The organism is Alistipes sp. DJF_B185 (genome assembly GCF_964250025.1).
Lineage (GTDB): Bacteria > Bacteroidota > Bacteroidia > Bacteroidales > Rikenellaceae > Alistipes > Alistipes finegoldii.
In genome coordinates, this window is the sequence record NZ_CAXUDY010000040.1 from 1 (window position 1) to 3,406 (window position 3,406).

The window sequence follows — 3,406 nt, forward strand, 5'->3', positions numbered from 1 at the left end:
CGGCGTATTGCAGGGCGATGCGCCGCTTGCCGAGGCGGAGTACGAGCTGTTCGCCCCAGCGGGTACGGTATTCGATGCTGATCAGGAGTGTCATTCGTATATTCACTTTAATGATTATAACTTTGAGGAAATAAAGACATCAGAGCATGGAATAAGTCCGAAATTTCATTGGTCTACGAGACCGGGGACAATGTTCCGGCCCCATGCTGCCGTTTCCTGTTACAATCCAAATAAATCTGGATCAAAGTTTTCGGTTAAATTTGTTTTTATTTCATTTGCAATACATTGCGATTCTTGATGAGTTTCCCGGCCAAAGGTCAAGGCACAGCGTGTCTCCGCCGGCCTTCGATCGAGTCGGTGCGGAGTCACGATGTGCTTTGACCTTTGGCTCTTGCGAAAGCCGTGATTTCAGAACCCGTAAAAATCCTTCGGTAGACAGACTTTCCACAGCGGTCAGTATTCTGCCGCATGTTCCTGTATTAGTTTACAAAGGCCAGAGGAGCATTTTACATTAAGCGGACTCCAAAGCCGCACGCAATATGTAGTATTCTCTCTGGGAAAATCCGTTTACCGGAAGGGGTTGCTTATGACACGACACTATTGACATATTCGGTCTGGTGTTTCAACACGAAGTATAGTCTATTTACCAGTTTGCGGGCGACCTTTACGATGGCCTTGCTCTTGGGCATCCGCTTGCATTGTTCTGTATAAAACAGATTCATCGCGGGATCTTGGCGTATAGCCACCCATGCAGCCTCTATCAGATTACAGCGCATGACGGCGTGTTTTCGCACGGTAATGTCTCCTGTTCCGTCTTTCTCTCCGCTGCTATGGCACATCGGGATCATCCCGATATAGGCGGCCAGTTGTTCGGCATTGCGGAAACGGGTTATGTCGCATATCTCCGACAGAAACGCCATTCCCGTAGTCTGCCCGAACCCCGGAACGCTCATAATCAACCGCTGCGGTTCGCGGAATCGGTCCGCCTTGGCCAAGGCCCGTAAAGCCCGTGTCATCTCCAACTTCTGACGGCGTAGTTCCTCCAGATGCCGGAGCTGAATGTCGAGGGCCTGACGATCGCTCGGAGTGAGTGTCTCAACCTCTTTCAGCCATGCGAAAAAGCGTTTCGATCAGTTGGAGAAAGGTTCGAGGAACTCCTGCGGAATCCCGATGCCTAAACACCGTAACTGGGACTTGATCCGGTTCTTCTGACGGGTCGTGTCTTTGGTGATCGAGTTCTTCAATCTTATCAAGGAACGCATTTCCAACGATACACTGTCCGGCGTATAAATGCCTTTCAGTTCGTTGGCTCTTAAACTCCGCGCCAGCTTGCCGCTGTCCACGGCGTCACTCTTACGCAGCTTTTCGCTGCTCTTGGTCGGTACGTCGGCCGGGTTGACCACGATGTTGTCGATCCCCAATGCCGTCAGGCGTTCGTGTATCCAGAATCCGCAAAAGCCCGCTTCGTACACCGAATGATACTCGGCTCCCGGATAAACTCCTCGTCAGAAATCCGTGCAACGCTTCCGGGGCCGGATTTTGACTGAATTTCTTCAGTACAGAGGTCGCGGACAAGACCGTTACCGACCAACTCTTCAAATGGACGTCGATTCCTACATAAATCTTTTGTCCTTTGAAATAATTTCATTTCTTCGTTCTCTCATGGCTATCGTCGTTTTAGTTAGTAAAGGTCTCGCAACTTTAATCTAACCAAAATCTCGATAGCTTTTTCATCTATCCGCTTTCATCGCAGTCAACTCTGATTGTAAACATAGGGATTACATCAGAATCTGGATAGTTCGTCGTTTGTTTGGAATCGGTTTATACAAAATTACAAAAATAATCTGGTTTTGTCTTTCTGGCAGGGAAAAATCAGAGCCCTTCTCCATGAAATTGCGGACACGATGCGGACACGGAAAAAGAAAAATCCCCTCAGAGTTTCCTCTAACGGGATTTTTTGTGCCCAGGACAGGAATCGAACCTGCACGCCTTGCGGCACACGCACCTGAAACGTGCGCGTCTACCTATTCCGCCACCTGGGCATTATTGGAATTGCGGTGTGCAAAAGTAATACTTTTTTCTGAATCGCCAACTATTTTTGCGAAAAAAATCTACTTGCTCAGAAATTTATACTGAAACAGAAGCAGATAGACTACCGCCACGGAGATGTAGGCGTCGGCCAGATTGAAGATCGCCCCGAAGAAGTAGTTGTTGCTGTCGACCAGAAAGCTCAGGAACCGCGGCACGTTGTTCCACTGGAACAGCGGGAAATAGAACATGTCCACGACCTTTCCCATCATGAAGCCCGCGTAATGTCCGCCGAAATGCGCTACCGCGTACGGCGTCGATTCCGAAAAGATCAGTCCGTAGAAAGCGCTGTCGATAATATTGCCGAGCGCACCGGCCATCACCAGCGCCAGACCGACGATAACCCCCTTCGGCGTATCCTCCCGGCGGCGGAGCAGATGATGCATCAGCCAGCCGATGAGACCTACCATGACGATGCGGAATATGCCGAGCAGCAGTTTTCCCCAGTCGAATCCCCCTTTCGAGGCGATGTGCATGCCGAAAGCCGCGCCGTTGTTCTCGATAAACCGTAATTGAAACCAGTCCGGGAATACGATGATCGACTCGTCGAGGTGCATGTGGGTCTTGACCCAGATTTTGAGCAGCTGATCCGCGATGAGCAGAATCAGGATGAGCAGTGATATTTTTTTGAAGTTCATAGCCGTCGGATTATCTGCCGCAAAAATAGTAAAAAATCTCTGTTTTACGGGGTGCCGTCCGATTTTACTCGTCCTGCGGACAATTATATTCCCCGAACGGGCCTTTCGGCCGGCAATGGGGGCCGGATGGAATCCCTTGTTGCCGAATCGGGATACGTCCGGGCCCGCATCATGCATCATGTCGGGTGTCATTAATATATATAGGTAAAAAGCGTTATTTTGAAGAAAATTGAAGATTTTTCAAAAAAAAATGCGAAAATGCTTGCAGGTTCAGAAAAAGTCACTACCTTTGCATCCGCGTTCAAGAAAAACGGATGTTCTTACAAAGACTGAAAGTTTACAATAAAGGAGCTTAAAGCTCTGTGTAAGCGCGATTTTCCGAAACGTAAAGTTCTTGAAAAAGATTTTTGAAAAAAGATTTGCAGGATTAAAAAAGATGACTTATCTTTGCAGTCCTTTCGCACTACAAAATGCGAGACTTTTTCAAACTGGTTCTTTGAATTACTGGTTATATTTTGAGAGAAAAGAAATGTAGTATTTATCTGTCAATTTTCCTTTTAAGGATAAACGAATAGTCAGGACTCTAACAAAACATTTATAAATTTTATACAATGGAGAGTTTGATCCTGGCTCAGGATGAACGCTAGCGGCAGGCTTAACACATGCAAGTCGAGGGGCAG

Annotated in this window: 3 protein-coding genes, 1 tRNA gene and 1 rRNA gene; 1 reads left to right on the forward strand and 4 read right to left on the reverse strand. The window is 47.8% G+C overall.

All coding sequences use genetic code 11. The annotated features are described in order from the left end of the window. Window positions 1–584: 584 nt before the first annotated feature. The 4 genes from ACESTR_RS15740 to ACESTR_RS15755 all read right to left on the reverse strand — a co-directional run bounded on the left by ACESTR_RS15740 (window position 585) and on the right by ACESTR_RS15755 (window position 2,726). Complete coding sequence (locus ACESTR_RS15740; protein ID WP_227042921.1) at window positions 585–1,016, reverse strand: transposase; 432 nt, start codon at window positions 1,014–1,016, stop codon at window positions 585–587. Between the two features lie 114 nt (window positions 1,017–1,130). Then, a complete protein-coding gene (locus tag ACESTR_RS15745) occupies window positions 1,131–1,472 on the reverse strand; it encodes an IS110 family transposase (protein WP_009597111.1) in 342 nt (113 codons plus the stop codon). A 488-nt stretch (window positions 1,473–1,960) separates the two neighbouring features. Further along, window positions 1,961–2,042: transfer RNA gene (locus tag ACESTR_RS15750), tRNA-Leu, on the reverse strand. Between the two features lie 69 nt (window positions 2,043–2,111). Next, the gene (locus ACESTR_RS15755) at window positions 2,112–2,726 is read right to left on the reverse strand and encodes a lipoprotein signal peptidase (RefSeq protein WP_022043422.1); all 615 of its coding nucleotides are present in this window, start codon (window positions 2,724–2,726) and stop codon (window positions 2,112–2,114) included. A 608-nt stretch (window positions 2,727–3,334) separates the two neighbouring features. On the opposite strand from ACESTR_RS15755, the gene ACESTR_RS15760 reads away from it, so the two are divergent. Beyond that, window positions 3,335–3,406, forward strand: a 16S ribosomal RNA gene (locus ACESTR_RS15760); the annotation flags it as partial.

Coding starts and splice junctions, on each gene's coding strand:
- ACESTR_RS15740 (WP_227042921.1), bottom strand. CDS start 1,016: ATGACACGGGCTTTACGGGCCTTGGCCAAGGCGGACCGATTCCGCGAA.
- ACESTR_RS15755 (WP_022043422.1), bottom strand. CDS start 2,726: ATGAACTTCAAAAAAATATCACTGCTCATCCTGATTCTGCTCATCGCG.